The 17,738-nt window shown below is 46.5% G+C and carries 19 protein-coding genes and 1 pseudogene; all 20 read right to left on the reverse strand.

Annotated elements, in window-relative coordinates; all coding sequences use genetic code 11:
* Positions 1-174 precede the first annotated feature (174 nt).
* Positions 175-1,164 carry a phage late control D family protein gene (locus QHG54_RS02075; RefSeq protein ID WP_406604525.1) on the reverse strand — a complete coding sequence of 330 codons (990 nt, stop codon included), beginning with the start codon at positions 1,162-1,164 and terminating at the stop codon, positions 175-177.
* Positions 1,164-1,418 (reverse strand): tail protein X, encoded by a 255-nt coding sequence (locus QHG54_RS02080; protein WP_317993192.1) that lies wholly within the window; start codon positions 1,416-1,418, stop codon positions 1,164-1,166. The genes QHG54_RS02075 and QHG54_RS02080 overlap by 1 nt, the downstream gene beginning before the upstream one ends.
* On the reverse strand, positions 1,415-1,876 hold the full coding sequence (locus tag QHG54_RS02085; protein ID WP_406604353.1) for a phage tail protein: 462 nt from the start codon (positions 1,874-1,876) through the stop codon (positions 1,415-1,417). The genes QHG54_RS02080 and QHG54_RS02085 overlap by 4 nt, the downstream gene beginning before the upstream one ends.
* Positions 1,877-1,889: 13 nt before the next feature.
* Positions 1,890-4,232 (reverse strand): phage tail tape measure protein, encoded by a 2,343-nt coding sequence (locus tag QHG54_RS02090; protein WP_406604354.1) that lies wholly within the window; start codon positions 4,230-4,232, stop codon positions 1,890-1,892.
* Between the two features lie 131 nt (positions 4,233-4,363).
* Positions 4,364-4,774 (reverse strand): hypothetical protein, encoded by a 411-nt coding sequence (locus QHG54_RS02095; protein ID WP_317993189.1) that lies wholly within the window; start codon positions 4,772-4,774, stop codon positions 4,364-4,366.
* A 9-nt stretch (positions 4,775-4,783) separates the two neighbouring features.
* On the reverse strand, positions 4,784-5,302 hold the full coding sequence (locus QHG54_RS02100) for a phage major tail tube protein (RefSeq protein WP_406604355.1): 519 nt from the start codon (positions 5,300-5,302) through the stop codon (positions 4,784-4,786).
* A 3-nt stretch (positions 5,303-5,305) separates the two neighbouring features.
* Positions 5,306-6,604 carry a phage tail sheath C-terminal domain-containing protein gene (locus QHG54_RS02105; protein ID WP_317993187.1) on the reverse strand — a complete coding sequence of 433 codons (1,299 nt, stop codon included), beginning with the start codon at positions 6,602-6,604 and terminating at the stop codon, positions 5,306-5,308.
* 161 nt (positions 6,605-6,765) lie between these two features.
* Entirely contained in the window at positions 6,766-7,017 is a 252-nt protein-coding gene (locus QHG54_RS02110) for a hypothetical protein (RefSeq protein ID WP_406604356.1), read from the reverse strand.
* 9 nt (positions 7,018-7,026) lie between these two features.
* Positions 7,027-8,379: a Bgr_08870 family protein gene (locus QHG54_RS02115; RefSeq protein WP_406604357.1), complete on the reverse strand. Its 1,353-nt coding sequence runs from the start codon at positions 8,377-8,379 to the stop codon at positions 7,027-7,029.
* A gap of 13 nt (positions 8,380-8,392) precedes the next feature.
* Positions 8,393-11,536, reverse strand: a complete 3,144-nt coding sequence (locus tag QHG54_RS02120; RefSeq protein ID WP_406604358.1) for a DUF4815 domain-containing protein — start codon at positions 11,534-11,536, stop codon at positions 8,393-8,395.
* A gap of 1 nt (position 11,537) precedes the next feature.
* Positions 11,538-12,656, reverse strand: coding sequence for a phage tail protein (locus QHG54_RS02125; RefSeq protein ID WP_406604359.1), 1,119 nt, complete (start codon positions 12,654-12,656; stop codon positions 11,538-11,540).
* On the reverse strand, positions 12,656-13,537 hold the full coding sequence (locus QHG54_RS02130; protein WP_406604360.1) for a baseplate J/gp47 family protein: 882 nt from the start codon (positions 13,535-13,537) through the stop codon (positions 12,656-12,658). Before QHG54_RS02130 ends, QHG54_RS02125 begins: the two co-directional genes overlap by 1 nt.
* Positions 13,524-13,910 carry a GPW/gp25 family protein gene (locus tag QHG54_RS02135; RefSeq protein WP_317993181.1) on the reverse strand — a complete coding sequence of 129 codons (387 nt, stop codon included), beginning with the start codon at positions 13,908-13,910 and terminating at the stop codon, positions 13,524-13,526. The genes QHG54_RS02130 and QHG54_RS02135 overlap by 14 nt, the downstream gene beginning before the upstream one ends.
* A gap of 3 nt (positions 13,911-13,913) precedes the next feature.
* Positions 13,914-14,114, reverse strand: a complete 201-nt coding sequence (locus QHG54_RS02140; protein ID WP_317993180.1) for a hypothetical protein — start codon at positions 14,112-14,114, stop codon at positions 13,914-13,916.
* An 11-nt stretch (positions 14,115-14,125) separates the two neighbouring features.
* Positions 14,126-14,719, reverse strand: a complete 594-nt coding sequence (locus tag QHG54_RS02145; RefSeq protein WP_317993179.1) for a baseplate assembly protein — start codon at positions 14,717-14,719, stop codon at positions 14,126-14,128.
* Positions 14,716-15,243 carry a hypothetical protein gene (locus tag QHG54_RS02150; protein WP_317993178.1) on the reverse strand — a complete coding sequence of 176 codons (528 nt, stop codon included), beginning with the start codon at positions 15,241-15,243 and terminating at the stop codon, positions 14,716-14,718. Before QHG54_RS02150 ends, QHG54_RS02145 begins: the two co-directional genes overlap by 4 nt.
* A complete protein-coding gene (locus QHG54_RS02155; protein WP_406604361.1) occupies positions 15,240-15,734 on the reverse strand; it encodes a phage virion morphogenesis protein in 495 nt (164 codons plus the stop codon). The genes QHG54_RS02150 and QHG54_RS02155 overlap by 4 nt, the downstream gene beginning before the upstream one ends.
* A gap of 1 nt (position 15,735) precedes the next feature.
* Positions 15,736-16,158, reverse strand: coding sequence for a DUF1320 domain-containing protein (locus QHG54_RS02160; RefSeq protein WP_317993176.1), 423 nt, complete (start codon positions 16,156-16,158; stop codon positions 15,736-15,738).
* Between the two features lie 15 nt (positions 16,159-16,173).
* Complete coding sequence (locus QHG54_RS02165; RefSeq protein WP_317993175.1) at positions 16,174-17,139, reverse strand: capsid protein; 966 nt, start codon at positions 17,137-17,139, stop codon at positions 16,174-16,176.
* 45 nt (positions 17,140-17,184) lie between these two features.
* Positions 17,185-17,499, reverse strand: a pseudogene (locus tag QHG54_RS02170) (phage protease); the annotation flags it as partial.
* Positions 17,500-17,738: the final 239 nt, after the last annotated feature.

Below are 17,738 nucleotides of genomic sequence, written 5' to 3' on the forward strand. Positions count from 1 at the left end.
TTTAAGGAGTTCTCAAAGGATCTTCAAAGACCTTTCAAAGGCCATTTAAAGCCCCTTTCATGAACCTTTTTCTCCTCTCCTAAAAAGTGCAAACTTTACACTTTGAATCTAAGAGTGCTTCACAACCAATCGAAGGTTTAACTTGCTTCTTTGGTGATCTGTTTCCACCAACTTCTATTCTTTGTTACTTTCCTTTCCCTTCTTTGGTGCTTCTAGGGTGATTTCTGTTGTATATCCGCTTTGTTTGTCATAACGATGAGTGACGGTAGCGGCTTTCCATGGACCATCGATTTCAGCCCTAAACCCTTGCAACAAGAGAGGTTGGTCGGCCATGATTTCTGGGCGCCCCGCAAGCGACAAAGAACCGCTTCCCACAGCACGGCAAAGTCGGTCTGATTCTGATGCGGCAGCAGCCAGAGCCTCTTCCTTACATGGATAGCAACAGCGGAGTCGCCGCACCGGACCGCTAAACCCTGTCTGATGTTTGACTTGGCATTGTTGCCCTTGGGAGCGATCAAAATAAGAAGCTTCAATGGTGCCGTATTGCGTGCGTGGCTCAATGGTAAATTCCCAACTGGAACAGTCGTGCTTATGAAGCTCTAGTGCTGGTAAGTTATCTCCGCTTAAAAATAAAAACTTATTGTCTTTGATTAAAAAACGCGCCTGCATGCGGTCTGCAAGGCGGGTTAAAAAATCAACACTCGATTGGTCCGTGCGCACCACATAAGGCAAAGAGTGTTGATAAAATTCTGGACTGACCTTTGCTTGATAGCCATGGCGTTTGGCGAGTGTCTCGACAATCTCACCAATGGTTTTATGGTCAAAATGTTCACTCATCTGTTCTTTGATTTCCCCACGCATAGAAGCGCTTTTGCCACAAAGGCGCAAAATCTCTCCAGCGCTGCCCCCACAACTCACAACCGATTCGACAACAAAACACCCCATAAATGCACTAATGCTGTTCTCATAGCCAAAGATCACCTGGAGTGTACTATTGCTCTGTGGAACCTCTAAATCATTGTTACCATCATCAAACTCTGCCTCGAATGTATCGGCTTGATTGCCGGCATGATCGGTAATGGTTGCACTTAACAGACGCTGGTAAAAAACCGCGTGAACAGGTTTGTCTCCCACCTTGACCACAATAAAGGGGTATGTCCGCATTAATCCCATAACCGTGTCACCGTACTTTGGGGATTGTGAAGTGCAAATTCAGGCAGAACAACAGTTAAACCCAACGGTAAAAGAATACCATATCCTGCAATACCCGGATTGGCTTCCAAGGTGGCTTCTAGATAACCACTCAGTAACCCAGCCCGCGTGCGATCTCCTAACACAGCCATGGCATGGTGAAAGCATAGGAGATCGAGACTCATGTCCTCTAGCTCTACAACAACATGCTTTTCTGGTATCTTCATGGAGTTTGTCCCACTTGGTATTGTCCCACCTGATATTGTCCTTGTGGTTTTCCGCCATCAAAAAAGGGCAAAAGACTGATGGAATAGCGAATGCGCTGTGATTGACCAGAGCCACTGATAAAGTCGTGGTCTTTAGTGATACTGGTAATCACCACTGGTCCATGGAGAAGGACACTATAGCTCGTATCATTGATCCAACGAAGCATCTGGACCGGCTTTGCTCTTTTGATAGTTGTGGTAATGGCATCAATGGCTACACGATCACCAAATTCTTCTGGGAACCAAACGCCATGGATGGTCTTTGCATCATTGCCATAGCCAGTAAATTGCAAACTGGGGGATCTGCCAAAACGCTCTAGGCAAACCCATGAGGCAGAAAACTCTTCTTCAAAGGATTGGAAATTCAGCCAGTCCACATAAAATTGATGCGGACCTAACATCATCAAAGGATCTCTCATGACTTCCCTCCCCTCATTCTGTTCCCCCATGCAGAGCATTAGCGCGTGCCCGTTGAATGGCGTGACTTACCGCATGACCGGTAGCAACAGGATCACGAGCACCATTGACATGCACCGTAACATTTTGAGTGTGAGAGGTGGTGGTGCGGTCTTTCTCTCTTTGTTCTGTTAAAGGAGAGTTTGCATGACCAGCCCCGGCAAATTGTGCAATGGGTTGAATGGATGTTTTGCCGCCAAACCAACTTGGCAAATGAAAGAGGTCTGATAAATCAATGCTGCCAATCCATTCTCTGATACGGCTTGGCAAAGATTGAAAAAAATCCTTCAACTTTGTGATGGGTACCATAAAGCCATCAACAATCCAATTGGCCAAGTCTTCCCCTGCTTGTTCCACGCCAGCCTTGGCATCATCAGAGAGCTTTTCCTGTGTAAAAAAGCTCCCCAACCACCCCCAAAAACTGGAGAGACTTTGCTTAAAACCCTCCCACACATTGCCAAACCAACTGCCAACAGCGCCAAGCCCTTGTTTGAACTTTTGCCAATGTTCAGAGAAATCGAAAGCAGCAGCAATGATGTTTTTCCATTTGGTGATGATTGCGGTATCAGCACCAAAAAAGCGCATGACGGCTTCAAAGGCACGACCAAAAGCGCGTGCCAACCCCCGTGCAAAACCTTTGACAAAAGAAGAAAAACGGTCCCAATATTTCCATAAAACAAAACAGGTAGCAAGGATCACCGCCACAACAGCAGCAATGAGCGCCCCTATCGGGCTAAAAACAGCACCGACAGCAGAAGCTATGCCAGCAGCAAACACTTCTATCGCTGTCCCTATCCATCCAAAAGCGGCAGCAAATGCAGAACCTGAGATCATAAGCCCGCGAAAAGAAGCTACGAGTAATGTCATCGGCCGCAAAAGACGCAGCGCACTGCCACCAATACTTGCCGCCATGATTCCAAGCGAACGCCCCGAAGCTGCTAAGCCTCGCCAACTTGTCGCAAGAGTGCGACTGAATTTGCCAAGATTGATAAAAGAACCTAGCAATTGAAGAAGCCCGAGGCGTGTGCCAGCCATGGTAAAGCGCAACACGCGCAAAGCAATATTAAAAGCCATCAGAGCAGCAATGGTTTTGATGATGGCGCTTGTTAAGGCTGGATGCGCATTGGCCCATGCCATCAACCCATTGGTAAAATTGCCAACACTTTCCATCAAACTGTTGACAGGAGGCAATAAGACTTCACCAATGGTAATGCCCAAAGCCACGATACGGTTTTGCAAAAGTTCAAATTGCCTGATGGCACCGGTTGCTTGTTTGTCTGCCTCTTGCTCTACTGAGCCTTTAAAGACTTGTGGATCTTTCACATATTCTAAAGCTTGCCCTAACAATTCTGGATTGCCAACCAATTTGGCAAAATCACCAGTAAAATCCTGCCCAGCAATGGCAATCAAGGAGCGCATCCCCTGTTCGGATTTGGCTAAAACATCAAAAAAGCGTACCAAGGTACCGGTGGCATCTTTATCCAGATCTTGCATAAATTTTTTGCGGGAAAGCCCAATATTGGCAAATGCCTCTTCAATATGCTTACCTCCTGCCTGAATGCGGGCACTCATCGCATTAAAACCACGCGCAGCGCTCTCAGGTGCAATCCCAGCAGAAATCATCGCCGTACCAAAAGCTGCCGTTTCGCGCGCGGTGAGTTTAAACATGGTAGCAGCACCGGTGGCACGATTGGTAAAATCAGACACTTCACTTGCCTTAGCCGCCATGTGGTTAGAGAGATGATTGATGGCATCACCTAAATCTTCAATGCCTGCTTGATTCAGCTTAAAGACATTGCGCAATTTGGCAAAGCGTTCACCAATCTGATCACCGGTCATATCAAACGCCACAGCTGCTTTGGCAGCATAAATGCTAAAAGCTTCTAGATCTTGTTCGCCAATGCCTGCTTGGCTGGCACTGGTCATCAGTTCCAAAACTTCACGCGCTGCGAGCGGAATTTTTGTTGAGGTCTCAAGTGCAAAACGACGCAATTCCTTTAAACGATGAAAAGGGGCATCGAGAACCTTTTCCAAGCCTTTCATCGATTGGTCAAACTGCATGGCTTTATAAAGCGGTGCAATTAATGTTGCCGTTTGGTCAATGGTTCCCACCATGCGCCCACGTGCATGGCTAAAAGCAGTTTCCGCATTTCTTGTTGCATCCTCAAGATGTTTAGGATCAAACCAATTTTTAAAGTCCTGCCTTGTCTTGTTTTGCAAATGCGCAACATCTGAACTAAAGGCTTGAAGATCCCGCTTAGCAGAGGCTATTCCTTCTTGCAGATGTTTAACAAAACGCACAACAAGAGAAACATCCATGACAGCTCCTTATCCCAACATGTGGTGTTCATATTCTTGGCTTTTAAGGCGTGCTAATTCGCTGCGAGAGGAAACAACTTCCAGCCAATCCATCTGGTTGATCTCTGAAGGCGCCCAGTGATAATAGAGCGCTAATTCAGCTGCAAATTGTCCGGCAAAGAGGATTGGCGTTCCATAAAAAAAGCAAAAAAAGCCTTCAATATCGCGATAATATCAACAACATCCACACGATCAATCAGTTCAACCGATTCATGCGACATATCGGCTAAAAGCGCTGTGATACCTTCTGTCGCCTCACTGGTCAGCACTGCTTTAAAAAGCTTGCTGATGAGAACATCATTGGTAAGTGTTTTCTGCTCGCCAAATTCAGGAGAAAGCAATTCTATAAACTGCGGTCCAATCAGAACGGCTAATTGCTTGGCATGTTTGAAAGTCGGGCGATAAAAGGTCAGTTTCTTGCAGAGAGTTTCTTTGCCGTCTTTGTCCTGATAAAGAAGTGGAACAGCTAATTCCACATCAAGGCTGGTTTGTAAACTTGTCATAATCAATTCCTATAAATTGAGAATAGAGCGGCGACGCCCACCGATCTCTTGCCCGTTGCGTACAAGCCAACCGCCTCGTTTAAAAGAAAAGCGATGCAGCACAGCACCATCCCAAAACTCCGTATAGTCCCAAATATTTTTAATCTCGCAATCATAGCCTGTAGCTTTCCCAGCCGTTAAGCCTTCGCTATCCACTTTGACCAAGCGCCCTGTGACATCAATGGAATGTTCATGCTCACGCCCATCTTCTTCAGACACCACATGTTTTTTGCCTGTAAATTTATGACGAAGCCCAGGAGGACCACCAAAGATGCCGATAATTTCGGGGGTGTGGCTGCGGATTTTCATTTGCATGCTCAAAGCTTTCACACCAAGACCAGCAACATCAATTTGCAGATCAGAACCACCTGGTTGATAGGTTTCTGTGATTTCTTCTAACGTGGGCAGTTTCAGCGTCTCAAGATCGAGGTGAAGATTGACATCATCATCAACAATCAGGGTAAAACCGCGTACAATGCGTAAAGTCATGCTCTAACTCCTTGCTGCTTTGCGATAGCTCTCAAGCGTATCGCCAAATGCATAAGTCATTTTCTTTTGGATATCTTCAGAAAGACGGTTAAAATAAGCGCTATTGCGCCGGCTGCCGAAACTTAAGTTTTCCAGAGGAGGGACTTCTTCCGCATCAAACTCGACCCGCAACTTTCCCAATTGCAAAGTGCTGTTGGAATTTAAATCACGGTCAAACCAAACACGCCCACCTAGCAGGGCACCGCGCGCAATCAGATCATCAAGAAACTGTGTGAGGCTGCGCGTAATAGCAATGACATGTTGACCGGTGAGGTTTTCGTCATTGGCCCAAGGGCGGAAATTGTTAATGATGGTTTTTTCTAGTGCCGCACGGGTGCGCACAACATTGACAAAGCGCCAAAGTGGATCACTGGAAGTGGTATGGTTACCCCATAGAATGCGTCCATTAGCAGCTATTTGTCCCACAGAATTATTTAAATGCGCATTTTGGCTCAGCCGTGCTGGAATAAAGGTAGCAATATCGGCTTGGTTGAGACGATTTGCCTCATGATCAATTTCGCCATCAAAATAGCTAATAGGGCGCGCCGTGCCTAAAATGCCTTTGACATCTTGGTTGGAAGGCGACCAAAAAACACCGCCCCTTTGCTTATCGCGTTTGAGAAACATCGCTGCTGCAAAAGGACTTGCCGGTTTTATGCTCCACCCCCCCTCAACATTTGCCACCCGTACAAAGGGATCAATCAGATAACAAAAGCGTGAGGAAAAATCCGCTCGAAAGGCAAGGCTTTCTTCCGTATTTTTACCACCCGTATCAAAAACCGCAATCGCTTGCAGCTTTTCTGCCACTTGCTCCAAGGCGTCTGCTACGGGATTTTTACCATTCTCAAGGCGTCCAGCACTATAAGCCGGTGCTAACAAAATCCCAGGCTCTACCCCTAAATGGCCACGTGCATGTTTTAGCGCATGCACACCGGTCAGGCCAGCATTTGATCCCACCATCTCGGCTTGTGTCTCAGCAATGGTCGATTTTTCTTCCACACGCACAAGAACAATTTGCGCTTCGATCCCTTGTGCACACACGGCATGAATGACATCAAGAGCTGTGCCTCTTGTCCCGAGCTTTTGGAGTTTGTCTGTCTCATGTGTGAAGAGTAGCACGGGTTCATGGAGGGGAAAAACTTGCGGATCAGCATCAGGGGCTGTAACAACCGCACCTATAGCGCTCTGATCAAATGTTGCTAAAGGACGGGAATCCTCACCTGCCTCTATAATGCGAATCCCATGATTAAATTCTGTTGCCATCTTGCTCTCCAAATTAATGAAGAGACCATAACAATCATCTACACTCTCTCATAAGCCTGACACTGTCAGTCAAAAAAAACTTTAAAGGGCTTTTAAAAAGACTTAAAAAAAAGAAAATCATACAAGCCTTTAAGTTCTTATACAAGCATTGCTCGTATAGCTTAGACTTGGTCGTCTTTCTCTTGCGGTTCTTTTACAGGCTCTACGGGTGCGTCTGTTTCTGCCCTGTCAGTGGATGAAAGCTGTTTTGTGCTTTCATCCAACAGGGGAGGAGAGAACAATCCGTCTTTATAAGTCCAGCCAATTTGCGCTTCATGTGAGGGGATGGCTTCACCATCAAAGGCATGAACATAATCTTCTGAAGCTACGATAATGTTCGTTACCACACCATTTTCAACAACTGCATATTCCATCAAGTACTCCTAGATAAAAAATTTCAACAAGATAGCTCCGTCGCCACCGCTACCGCCACAATTAATTCCACCATCATTCCCATTGGAATATCCGCCGCCCCCGCCGCCGCCTTCACCACTACCTTTACAGCCGTGACCACCATTACCACCTTTTTCACTTTCACCACCATGACCACCTGCTCCATTATAAGCACCAGCACCGCCGCCACCGCCACCTCCAAAAACAGAGCTTCCACCGTGGCCACTTCCGCCACCTCCACCGCCGCCGCCAGAAAAAATATAACCTCCCAAGCCGTTAAAACCACGCGAGCTACTATCACCACCACGACCTCCTCTGAAAGAAGGAGTGCCGCCAGCACCGTCAGCACCCCCACCGCCTCCGGCTCCACCAAACGCAGTCATAATATTTCCAATCAGTGTGTTTCCACCTGCGTACCCATATTTACTATTACTGCCACCACGACCACCACGACCGATTTGCACTGTCGTTGATTTTTTAAGCTCAGAGACTTTTGTTTTCACCAGCACACTTTGAGCACCACCTCCACCGCCGCCGCCAAAATTATTTGGTTTGATGTTATTTGTGATTCTAGCTCCATCTCCACCGCCTCCTCCACCACCCCACGCCCATATTTCTACATTTGTGTCATCGCTAACACCTTCAGGAAAGGGTATAGGCCCGCTTTGTGTCATAAGAATTTCGACAGGTTTTTTGACTAATGAAGCTATTAATTTATCTACTTGTGACTTGGTATAAACAGCTTCACCATCGACTTTAAGCGGTCCTTTAAGCTTGCTTTCCGTTGTGCTTAAACTTGTGACCACTTCACCATTATGGGTGAGATTTAGTGACGAATTACCCAACAGTTCTAACCCACCACTCATGGTAACTTTGCTGGTAAACTTGTTATAATTCTGCCATTCATTGGCTTGTTTTAGGCGACCATAGGCTGTGAGATCTTCGTTGATTTTGGCTTTAAAGTCATCCAAACCAACAATATCATCGGGTTTATGTTTGTGTGCGCCCAACAGTGAGACGGCACTACCAAAGGTGAAGTTATTATTGCTTGATTTGTAGAGAACATAATTGTTGGCGGCGTCCTTAGCGCCCTCGATATCACTTAAATCAGCAAAAGTGAAGGTTTTATCCGCTGCCATCTTGGCCTTAAGGGCTGCTTCAAGATCTGTGACTTCACTTATGCTATGCGTGTGTTTTGAAGGCGCTTTTCCCTCTACCTTTTCCTCAACTTCCCAAATGGCTTGATCAATTTTGGTCAAATTTTCCCGCAAAATTGGAAATTCAGAACTGATAAAGCGTCCTTCTTTTGGCAATTCCATCTGTAGCTTTTTGGTTTTTTCCATATGTTTTCTCCCATCACAATATGCCGGCGCCAAAATCACACACCATGGAACGCGCTGCTGGTCCACCGGTAAGCGTGAGTTTGAGGCGCGCTTGTTTGGCTGTTTTGTCACTGCTCACAAATTTTCGTTCTGTCCAAAGAGGTTCGGATAACTGCTCTGTTTCGTCTAATGTGAGAGGGACAAAAGCACCATCATCCAGCTGCATCTCGCAAGTAAAGGTTGCACCGCCCGGTAAAAATGTTTTGATATAGCTCGTTAACCTTGCCTTTTCCCCAAAAGCAAAAGCACGGGTAACATAAGTAGCTGTTTTATGAATTTTCCCCGCAATCAATTGAACAGGCGCAAACAAGATAGGGGAGAGCTTTTCGGTGCCTTTGAGAATAGCGCGAAGCTTTACCTTTTCACTGATATATTCGGTAAGGCTGAGCAATTGAAAGGGCAGGAGTTGATAAACTGTGCCGTTGTTTCTTTCAATTTCAAAGATGACAGAACAATCGCTTGAAGGCAATTCAATGGCTGCACGCACTTGCAAATCAGAGCAATCAACAAGATCAAAAGTGCCAAGATCAATGGTTTTTTCTGTTTGTGTGTAACGCGCTGCAAGCACTCGAAAGGCTAAAGCCTCATCTTGATGGGCGGTCCAGCTCTGCGCATTGACAGAAGAAAAGCGGGGACCGGTCACGTAAGGGTGACTTGAGACGTACCTTTGGTGTTCTGTATCAAAATCCCCAAGCTTTGCCAGTGAAACAGAATGATCAGCATCATCTGTCTTGATAACGAAAGCCGTTAAGCGGTCATCAGGGATAAGGAGTGGTACATCATAGCGTGCCTCTGCCCACCCTAGCTTTGCGCCCTTCATAGAATAAAAGCTTTGCGCTTGAATATCGGCGGTCGGATAACCGTTTTCTGTGGTGACCAAATCAACCACCAGATCATGGTTTTGATTACCGATTTTGCACAGATGAAAGTCAATCCCCGTTATTTGCCGTGTTTCATCAGGGGTAAAGACCTGCGCTTGTGGGTCCACTTGCGTCCATATCTTCACCGTGGTGGTGCGCCGCATCACTTTGACATCAATCACACCTTGACCGGTAAAAAGCCCTGTCGCGATTGTTCCACCTCTCCCCCGTGCTACGACATTTTTTGTGCCAGCAGTGATGTTTTGAGGTATCTTAAAACTGCCTTCAATGGTGCCATGGAAATTGGCAAAAAGGTAATTATTCGGCAAGACATTCACACCATCAAAGGTGAGGCTCTCTAGTCTTTCCCCGTTGCCAAAGCCTTCAATTTTGAAGGAAAGGGTAATTTGTCTTAAGAAAGCGATTTTCTCTTGGGTTGCACTGATGAGGTCATCACGCACTTCTGTGTTACGGATAGTTCTGCCACGGTTCCAGCCCATATTGAGTTGATTGGTGACGCTCGAGAGCCAATCGGTGCGCTGGACATGCCAAAAATCTGTTGCGGGTGTGAGGGTGACTGTACCAGGCAGGGGTGCAAAATTTTGATAAGGATTGATTTTTTCGCAAGCCGTTGTCAATTCTTGCGCAATGATCACTTCATTTGTCCAGTCAAGGGTGACGGGCGTTTTCAAAGGAGCAGTGTAGAATGTTGGATCAATGGCAAGCTGCAAAATGCCGTTGCCAACAGCCCCGGTTTGTTGAAAGCCTTCATCTCTGTAAGAGTCATCCAGAAAAGGGTCGGCAAACATGCCTTTTTTGGCAACAGGTTCTTTAGAGTCGACATTGCTTTTAATGCGCTCTAACTGCATCAACCGGTCAAGCGAAAGCACCCGTTGAAAATAACGCCACATCTCATCATAGGGGGCAACCCGTGTGCCATCATTGACCACAAGTGGTGTTTCAAGCCAATTGTTGGTGATGGTTGCAAGGGATAAGACATCATCAGGAACACTTGGTGCCATAGGTTGGTCTGAAGAAATCCCCTTGATATAAACCACATTGCCCCCTGTATTGAAACCTATGCGGTCAATACGCGGCAATTTATAAGTATAACTGACGATAATATCACCCCCCTCAGCCCCACCTGAGACGGTAATTTCCTGCGCTGTCACTTTATCGGCACTCACCCGCGCATGATAGCGATAAGTCACCTCATAAGTACTGCCAGGTAAAGGCTCGTCTCCCACCGGCGCCCAATCAATGGTGTCTCCGGTTTTTTTAAAATCTGTGCCTTCTTTAAATTCCTTGCTTCCTTGAATGACTTTGATGAAAGAAGTGATGCTTTTATCAGGGACACCATCACGCCCTGCGGCAATCGCACCACGGGTGACGTTAACGGTTTTCTCCTTTGTCAGTAAAAGAGATTGAATATCGGCAATGGGAAAGTAATAGGGTTGAAAGGTAAAGCTTGTTTGTCCTTTTGGAGGTGCAAAAATATGGGTTTCGCTTGGAACAACGCTTGTCGAAAAATCTTCTGGCTCTTCATGGCGTAAAGCCGCTAAGCGCTTGCGTTTAAAGCCATTGATATTGGCTTCCCCTTCTTGAATGCTAAACACTTGATTTTGTCCCTCTTTTCCAAGGGCTGTGACACGGCAGCCATTCACGATATAATGCCCATGCGCACGGTCGTAAGTAGCAATGGCTTGCATGGCGGGTTCAAGCAGTGAGGGGGATTTTTGATCAATCAGAACACCATCTTGTAAGATATAAACAGGAAAGAAAGTCCCTTGCTGGTTATCTTCTTTCAGAGCCCAAACAAGTTGTGCGGTTTCGCGTGCGGCACCAGGCTCTCCTTCTGCCAAGGTGCCAGGGACTTGCCCCAACAGTTCTGGATCATCCTCATGGGTTACCCACTTTTTTTGCAGCTTCACACCGATTTCCAAGCGTCCAATCATGGAAACATTATTGAGAACGGCTTGTGAGACCGGAAAGATATCGCCGGCGATATAGATCTTGCCATCTGTTAATGTGACGGTCCTCGTATCTTTATTGACAAAAGCATCAGCCCGTTCCACGCGGTCGCCTTCTTTAGCCACAAGGCGCCCCAAACGGTTATGCCGTCCCCTTATGATGGTTTGAACCTCATTGAGTTCACCAGCTTGAATAAAGGGACGCGTGCCATAGAAGACAACGCTTTGTTGTTCGTCCTTGCCAACGGATCTGTCAATTGCAAAGGGTAAACCACTTTCATGCTTCATGTTAAAACCTCAATAAAATTTTGAATTGTTCGCGAACATCGGCACGCAAAGGAATGTTGACAGCTGTTTTGAGGATCTCCACACCCCCACGCAGTTCATTGGCGTCACACCAAAGTTTGCCCAGGGGGATATCAAGGGGGATATCTTTTGCCACAGATGCATGAACGAGAATGGAAACAAATGCTGCTTGTTTCCGGTCAACATCGTGAAAGTCTGTACGGGCTGCCAGAAACAACAGAGTGCCTGTTGTGGAAGGGTTAAATCTGTTACCACAATGGCTGTACACACCCTCCAAAGCCTGTTCGACAGGCGCTACAGCATAGCATCTGCGATACCCAATCACGCCATCTTGGCTGTCTCTTAACACGAGATAAAGCGTGCGGCCATGAAACCACTCTGCCATCAACATATCGCGTTCATGTTTTTTAACCGAACACCACGGAAAATTTGCCATGTCCCATGGGTAATCGATTTGGTCCCAGCTTAACTCTTCATCCCCATCATCTATCCAATTGCCAATAAGCCTGCCTTCTTCTTTTGTGAGAACGTGATTGATTTCTGTCGTGCGCCCAAAGGAAAACAAAGTGCCCCCTGCTGTTATGCACACACCGCTTTCATACTCCAACATGCTGTCATCAAGGCGTGACATATTGCCTTCCATGGCTTGCACATCATAACCATAAACACCACGGCGAAAATCAGAGCGCAAACTTTTGGAAAGGTCGGTAATCGCTTCAATGGCTTCAAGGCTTTTGCGTTCAGGAAGGCTGTCAAAATCAAGTTGAAAGGAATTCCACCATACCCGCCCCGTCCAGGCGGGTTGAAAGCGTGCTGTAACCCCGAGCCACTCAAGCCCCATCTCTATTGCCGCAAGAGAGCCACGTATCCGCTGCCAGGCAAGACCTTGATCAATCAAATCATAAGGGTTAGAGAAATAACGACTTAATTCTTGTAAGCCATATTCGTCTATTAAAGAAGGTAACCAAGAAGGCGGATGCGTAATAAATTTCGCGCGGGAAATTTCTTCGAGTGTAGTTTTAACGTGAGGGTCAAAAGCCATTGCTTCTGCCAAACAGCGTTCAAACAAGCTCGAATTTGCAGGCAAAAGTGAGGAAGCCATCAATAAGCATACCCCCGTTGAGACAAGGTGATATCCCCTAGTGCGACCGCTTCATCCGGTGCGACCAAAATATCCTCACAAGGTTGCGTTATGTTCACATGGTGAACGCCCTCAACCATCAAGCGGCTTAGTATCCAACTTAAAGACAGATCACGCCCAAGCCTTTGCGCACGCGCCCATTCTGCTCTTAAATTCTGCTCCGCTCTTTCCAAAACAAAGGAGCCTTCATCTGGTAACAACCAAAAATCAGCAGAAACATTAATCATTCGCTGTACCGCGCTTTTCACAAGGATGTGGTCATTGGTCATTTTAACGTGTTTTTCATCAAGGGCAGCTTGTACCTTGGCGATCAAAGCCTCATCAGCCACCCCTGAGGGGCTGTCACGAAAAAGCGCAACATGAATAAGCGGGCTTTTACCCTCACGATAAACAAAAGCATCTTTGACATGGATATCACTTGAGAGAGCAAAATATTGAATGCGTGGCGCTGTGCCGCCTGTGGAATGTCCTTGTCTCTCCAAGCGAATGCGGCGACGAAAACGCGCATCATCTTCATCCAAAAGGCGCCTGACACCATGGAAATCTCCCAAATGATCTAAACTTGTTCCACGCGCAAATTCCAGTAAATTATCCCGCGCCACTTCATTCATCCGCTGGCGCAACAGCAACTCTTCATAAGCGGCTGCTTGCAATTGAATGACTACCGGATCATAAGCGGTCTTTTCCACATTATAAGGTATGTGATGCGCGGCAAAAAGCTCAGTTAAACGCGTGATCTTTTGCTCTAAAATTGCTTCAACAGAAAGCTCTTCAATAATTTGTGGCAGAGGGAGTTGTGGCAAAGGAAATTGTGGAATGGGTAAAGGTTCAGAGTCTGTCATGACCAACCTCTAAATTGATGCTCATTGCTTCTCTATGTGACCAATCACCCAAATGCCCATCGGGATAAAAAACACCCGTTAAAACAAAATGGAATGTGCCTTCACGCGTTGCTTTTGTCAGATCAATCCTCTGCAACGAAAACCCAGGCTCTCCATACTCTGGATCATCGAGCGCTTGCACGATTTCTTGATAAAGCTGCATCATCGTCGCAGGATCGGCATTGGCATCTTGGTAAGCTCCAACATTACACCCATAATGACGACGCAAAACCCGTGTCCCAATTCTTGTCGTCAGACATTTACGAATAGACTGTTGACAATGGTCCCAACCATATAAAAGAGAGCCATCCTTTTCGCTCATCCCACACCGCATGCTTTAAGCACCCTTCGTTGTCTTGGCAGGAGAAACAGTTGGGGGTGCAGAAACAACAGGTGCTGGTTTTTCAGCAATCTGACCAAGAAGCAACGGATATTTTGCCGCTTCTTCACTTAAACGAATTTCCTCACCTTTGCCCGGTGAACGCTTGCCTGCAACAAAATCGGCATTGGTTAAAATAATATAACTGTTCTCACGCATGATAAACTCCTTTAAAGGGGGCTAGAGGTTGTGGAGGGACCCATTTTGACCCCACCGTGAACATGGCTTGCGCCAACAGATTTTTGATTGTGCTGCAAATCTTCTGCTTGAATGTGCACACTGCCCGTTAATGCAACACGGGTTGATTGATGAGAAAGCACCAAACCTTGTGCGCTCAAATGGATTTGGTTTTCCCCATGGGAGAGAATGAGTTCATCCTTCGTGATGCGCAAAGCGCCACCGGCATAACACAGAGCAAATTCTTGGAAAGAGCGCGCGGGATTAGGCGCATCCTCACTATAACTATCGCGCACCACCAGAGAAGCAGAACCAATTTCGCCATGTGGGTTTAACAACCGCACAGGATCACCAATGTTTAAGGGCATATTGCTTGAAACAGTACCAGCAGCTTCTTGCGCTTGTAGCCAAGGCGATAAAACCGCTTGTCCATTAACACCTTGTGCGGAAAGTTTCACCCGCACCCTATGGCCATCAACTTCTGCAACCCGCCCAATCATGTGCTGGTTGGCAAGACAACGTTCAAGCGCATCAAGCCGCTTCATCATTTGCCGCAAGGTATCACTCAAAAGATGCGCATCATTCATGCCCCCACCTCATTGTCTAAAGAGAGCAACCCTGCTTTGAGTTGACTCTTTCCCTCATCACAAAAAATATCCTGTCCCAACTGATGCAAATCTTGGTGCCATTCCACCACACTAATCGATACACCCTGCTGCTTAATCGCCGCCGAAATAATCGGTTCAATTTGCACCTCACGCGGGCTACTTAAATGCGTTAATCCCCATAATTGCCCGCTATGACAAAGCACCGCAATGGCTTCTGCCAAAAGCCAACTTTGAACATCACGCTCTTTACCCGTAGTGATAATAAAAGCCCCTAAATGAAGATCAGCACTCTGCTGCCCACTTGCTACAGGACTCAAACGGCTTTCTAACACCGCAACGCGTATGGCTGGAGCCACAAACATCTGAGTTTCAAGCTCTTCTAAATTAAAACGCCCAAATTGACAGCTGCAATCACGCACATCCGGTAAAGCCCTTTTAAGGCTCCTTATCACCGCTTCACGAAACGCATTAATGCGCCCCTGACTTTCAACAGCTTGACTCATGAAAAGACCTTTCCCAGCCAATCCTCTGCCGCTTTGACAATTTCTACTTTATTGCACTCTGAAAGCCCCAAATAAGGGCGCGCGGGCATGGTCACTTGATGCACACAAACAAAGTGCTGTGCTTTGCCGCTTGCCAGACGAAAACGAAGGGTGCTAGCATTTTTCGGGCGAATAGTCCCACCCAATTGGTGAATACGCGCATAAACCAAGCCAGAGCCCACAATCACCTGTTCTGGTGAAGCTTTCATATCAATGGAGTGTGAAAGCGCCCCACTGGCAAAAAGAATGGAGGTGCGAGCATAATTGTTTTTCCACTTCTCTCCTTGGGCAGACGTTTTTTCGCTTTGAATCCGCCGCCTTGTGCTCTCTTGAATGAGGCGCCCAACCCCTTGTGCCAAAGTCCCCATCGAGCTCTCAGCTCCCTTTTGTAAAAAGGATAAAGCCGCTTCAAGCCCCGTCTCTTTAATCTCAATATGGGTTGAAACAGACATGTTACCTTCCCATCAAACGCGGCTTGGCATGGAAAAAAGCCCCATCCTTAACGGGACCATCTTCGCTCATAATTTTAGGTTCATCTATGCCTAAACCCGCTTTGCCTTCTGCAATGCGTTTTAGTAAATCAACCGCCTGTTTGTAGCGATCTTCAATGGTCGTGGTCAGTGCCGTATGGCGTATGGCTAAATTATAAACAGCAATATTGACACAGATCATACCCAGAGCTGTTGGTTTTCCGGCAATCGGTACCTTGTAACGATGAGACAAATGCACATCAATCTCACCGCTTCCCTGTTCGAGCGCGCGGGCAATGGCTTGCTCTGAAAAAACTGGATCAGAATTCTCATCCATCCCGCATAAATCGTCCAAGAAGTCATCACCCCAGAGCTCTTCAATCAATGTTTTGCTTGCATAAGCCATGTTTCAAAGTTTCCCTCAGACAACATCTTGCAACAAAACGCCGGCATCTTTGGCTGCCACCAATTCACACACGCGTTCACCCACACGCACCCGTTTACCGCCTGATAAGCCGATATCTGGATCATTGATCACTCCAGACAAACGTTCACCCAATTGGGCGCTAAAGCCCCAACTGATCACCGATCCATCCGCCTGTTGTTTGGTGGGATCAATATAAAGCAGTGCAATCTTATTACCCCAAACACGTGCCAATTGTGCCGAACGCCCTTTGCGTGCCAAATTCACTTGCGATTCACCAATGAGTAAACGATCGGGGTGTATTTCCATCAGATCCGCAAATTGCGCCTTGGTGACAAAACCATCAGCAGTGCCCCCCCCTTTAACGGCTTTAATGATTTTGGGATGACGTTTGAGTTTTGACCAAACAACTTTACCCATCACAATGGTGTTGGGCGTATAGACGAGAGCTTTATCCATCGCCTCATCTAAAGTGGCATAAGGATCAGATTTTTCATAATCGCTAAATTTATTCTCACCTTTGAGCGTTATCACGCGCTCTGGTGCGTAATTTTCACTTCTTTGCACAAGGGCTGCAACACGCACTTCACGCCCCAGTTCTAGCAAATTGGCAAGCCCCTCTACAGCTGTCTTTTCCGGATTATAGCGAGAGCGTCGCTCTGCCCTGGCGCGTGCCGCTGCTTCAATATCTGAATTGGGAATCAAATCATCAAGTCCGTAATCTTTGACACTGGCTTCCCGTTCAAAGGCAGAAAATTCCACCACATTTGGGTGCCCTTTTCGCCCAATCTCAAGTTCAGGCACGGTAAAATTTTCTGCTAAGGGAAATTCACTATATTTAAACACCTCACTTAAAACAGGAACGCATGGCAAAACTTTATCGCCAATAAGAGAACCTGCTGGATTGCGATAACCAATAGCTATGGCGGTGAGTGTTGGATCAATGGGAAAAGGTCTGTTCATTTTAAGGCTCGATTAATTCATTTTAAAAGGAATAACATAACCAGCAGAACCATCACGCTCTGCTAATTCTTCAATCCAGCCACTGGCAGGCGCTTCTAAACCATTTCTCGCACGGTGATGTTGCCCATGCTCATAATCAATCATAAGCGGTCCTTTATTGGCTGCAAAAGCTTTTAAAATGGTTTGCGGGTTATAATGCCATTCCCGTCCATCACGCGCTTTCACATATGGCACCTTGGGCAAAAGCTCGACCCACTCAGGCGCTTGCTTAAGCGAGATGTCTTGGCAAAGATCTATTAACGCAGCATGAAATGTCTCGGTATTTCCCTCTTCACCATTTTCGTGAAATTCCTGTTCCATCATTGCCTATTGCTTTACAATTGTCATTGGCAATACAATGCATGAAACCCATTCACCTTATAAGTCTGACACTGTCAGTCAAAAAGGCACATCTTTAAAAAAAGCACTTTCAAAGCACTCTTTTCCCCTCTTATAACTTGTGAGAGAAAACCTCCTGCCAAACCCTCTTATAAAATCGTTTTCAAAGGCACTTCAAAGGCGATAGAGCGCCGTTAGAGATCTTAAGGTACAAATATCGC

The organism is Bartonella gliris (assembly GCF_045277155.1).
In the GTDB taxonomy this organism is placed as follows: Bacteria; Pseudomonadota; Alphaproteobacteria; order Rhizobiales; family Rhizobiaceae; genus Bartonella; species Bartonella gliris.

Bases quoted from the DNA above. Each gene is read 5' to 3' on its own strand.
- QHG54_RS02075 (WP_406604525.1), bottom strand. From the start codon at position 1,164: ATGCGGACATACCCCTTTATTGTGGTCAAGGTGGGAGACAAACCTGTT.
- QHG54_RS02130 (WP_406604360.1), bottom strand. From the start codon at position 13,537: ATGACAGACTCTGAACCTTTACCCATTCCACAATTTCCTTTGCCACAA.
- QHG54_RS02145 (WP_317993179.1), bottom strand. From the start codon at position 14,719: ATGAATGATGCGCATCTTTTGAGTGATACCTTGCGGCAAATGATGAAG.
- QHG54_RS02110 (WP_406604356.1), bottom strand. From the start codon at position 7,017: ATGGAATATGCAGTTGTTGAAAATGGTGTGGTAACGAACATTATCGTA.
- QHG54_RS02105 (WP_317993187.1), bottom strand. From the start codon at position 6,604: ATGGCAACAGAATTTAATCATGGGATTCGCATTATAGAGGCAGGTGAG.
- QHG54_RS02080 (WP_317993192.1), bottom strand. From the start codon at position 1,418: ATGAAGATACCAGAAAAGCATGTTGTTGTAGAGCTAGAGGACATGAGT.
- QHG54_RS02160 (WP_317993176.1), bottom strand. From the start codon at position 16,158: ATGGCTTATGCAAGCAAAACATTGATTGAAGAGCTCTGGGGTGATGAC.
- QHG54_RS02100 (WP_406604355.1), bottom strand. From the start codon at position 5,302: ATGACTTTACGCATTGTACGCGGTTTTACCCTGATTGTTGATGATGAT.
- QHG54_RS02155 (WP_406604361.1), bottom strand. From the start codon at position 15,734: ATGTCTGTTTCAACCCATATTGAGATTAAAGAGACGGGGCTTGAAGCG.
- QHG54_RS02165 (WP_317993175.1), bottom strand. From the start codon at position 17,139: ATGAACAGACCTTTTCCCATTGATCCAACACTCACCGCCATAGCTATT.
- QHG54_RS02125 (WP_406604359.1), bottom strand. From the start codon at position 12,656: ATGGCTTCCTCACTTTTGCCTGCAAATTCGAGCTTGTTTGAACGCTGT.
- QHG54_RS02140 (WP_317993180.1), bottom strand. From the start codon at position 14,114: ATGCGTGAGAACAGTTATATTATTTTAACCAATGCCGATTTTGTTGCA.
- QHG54_RS02090 (WP_406604354.1), bottom strand. From the start codon at position 4,232: ATGGATGTTTCTCTTGTTGTGCGTTTTGTTAAACATCTGCAAGAAGGA.
- QHG54_RS02115 (WP_406604357.1), bottom strand. From the start codon at position 8,379: ATGGAAAAAACCAAAAAGCTACAGATGGAATTGCCAAAAGAAGGACGC.
- QHG54_RS02150 (WP_317993178.1), bottom strand. From the start codon at position 15,243: ATGAGTCAAGCTGTTGAAAGTCAGGGGCGCATTAATGCGTTTCGTGAA.
- QHG54_RS02120 (WP_406604358.1), bottom strand. From the start codon at position 11,536: ATGAAGCATGAAAGTGGTTTACCCTTTGCAATTGACAGATCCGTTGGC.
- QHG54_RS02085 (WP_406604353.1), bottom strand. From the start codon at position 1,876: ATGAGAGATCCTTTGATGATGTTAGGTCCGCATCAATTTTATGTGGAC.
- QHG54_RS02135 (WP_317993181.1), bottom strand. From the start codon at position 13,910: ATGCGGTGTGGGATGAGCGAAAAGGATGGCTCTCTTTTATATGGTTGG.
- QHG54_RS02095 (WP_317993189.1), bottom strand. From the start codon at position 4,774: ATGACAAGTTTACAAACCAGCCTTGATGTGGAATTAGCTGTTCCACTT.